The organism is Mesorhizobium sp. A556 (genome assembly GCF_054489545.1).
On sequence record NZ_JBTMXA010000054.1, the window covers coordinates 1 to 1,448 of the forward strand.

1 protein-coding gene is annotated in these 1,448 nt (G+C 66.2%); it reads left to right on the top strand.

Annotation, left to right across the window (positions count from 1 at the left end; genetic code table 11):
- Window positions 1–42: 42 nt before the first annotated feature.
- The coding region (locus ACX3P0_RS25235; RefSeq protein ID WP_459092962.1) for a site-specific integrase at window positions 43–1,448 on the top strand (1,406 nt) is incomplete at its 3' end.

The window sequence follows — 1,448 nt, forward strand, 5'->3', positions numbered from 1 at the left end:
GATAATGTTGCCTTATCGTTCGTTATGCCCTAGCCTGCGCCAATGGCCCGAAACGTCGATCAAACCCCCGAAAATCATGCCCGGCAGCGCTCTGCTGCGGCCCACAGCCCGGCGGCCGGCATCGATCCTGGCGCCGCCCAGCCAGCGGCCGACGACTGTCTCGACAGCGAGCTGCCCGACATCGTCGAGGTCGTGCGCGCCATGGGCCAGGCGCCGCACACACCGCAAAACGACGAAGCCCTCCGCGATGGCCCCCAGCCCGTGGGGCGTTCGCAGTCCTTCGAAAAGTCCGCCGGACCTTCCGATACGGCCGAAGGCGCACCGGATGCTCACCGTTCGTCACTCGAAAAGCGTTCGCAGGCTCACCGTTGGCTTTCCGTCGGCAATACCGACCACTCCACTGCTCCGCAGCCGGCGCCCGGTTCGCAACCGACGTCTGGTTCAGAACCAACGCGCGATTTGGGGCCGATGTCTGAGCCGGAGCCGTCGTCTGGCCCGGGGCCGACGTTCGGCTCGCAGCCAACGTTTGGCCTGCCGGCGCATCTGGAAACCCTGGCCGATCGCGCCCGCTCCTATGTCGAGGCGGCGAGCTCCGTCAATACGCGGCGCGCCTATGCCGCCGACTGGAAGCATTTTTGCGCCTGGTGCCGGCGGCAGAATCTCGAGGTGTTGCCGCCCGATCCGCAGACTGTCGGGCTTTACATTACCGCACAGGCCTCCGGCGGCGCCGCGGGAACAGGGGATAAAAATAAAAAAACGGTGTCGACGATCGAGCGGCGGCTGTCGGCGCTGAGCTGGAATTATGCGCAGCGCGGCCAGAAGCTGGATCGCAAGGACCGCCATATCGCCACCGTCATGGCCGGCATTCGCAACAGCCACGCCGCCCCGCCCCGGCAGAAGGAAGCGATCCTGCCCGAAGACCTCATCGCCATGCTCGAAACCCTCGACCGGGGGACTTTGCGCGGCCTCAGGGACCGCGCCATGCTTCTGCTCGGCTTTGCCGGCGGTCTACGCCGCTCCGAAATCGTCGCCCTGGATTGTTTGCGCGATCAGACCGAGGACGGCGGCGGTTGGGTCGAAGTTTTGGACAAAGGCATTCTGGTCACCTTGCGGGGCAAAACCGGATGGCGCGAGGTCGAGGTCGGCCGTGGCTCCGCCGACGCCACCTGCCCGGTGGTGGCGCTGGACACTTGGCTGAAATTCGCAAAAATCGGCCACGGCCCGGTGTTTCGTCGCGTCACCGGCCAGGGCAGAAAAGTCGGCCCCGACCGGCTCAACGCACAGGAAGTCGCGCGCCTGGTCAAGCGGGCAGCGCTTGCCGCCGGCGTGCGCGGCGACCTGTCCGAAGGCGAGCGGGCGCAAAAATTCTCCGGGCATTCTCTGCGGGCTGGCCTCGCCTCCTCGGCCGAAGTCGACGAGCGCTATGTGCAAAAGCAACTCGGCCACGC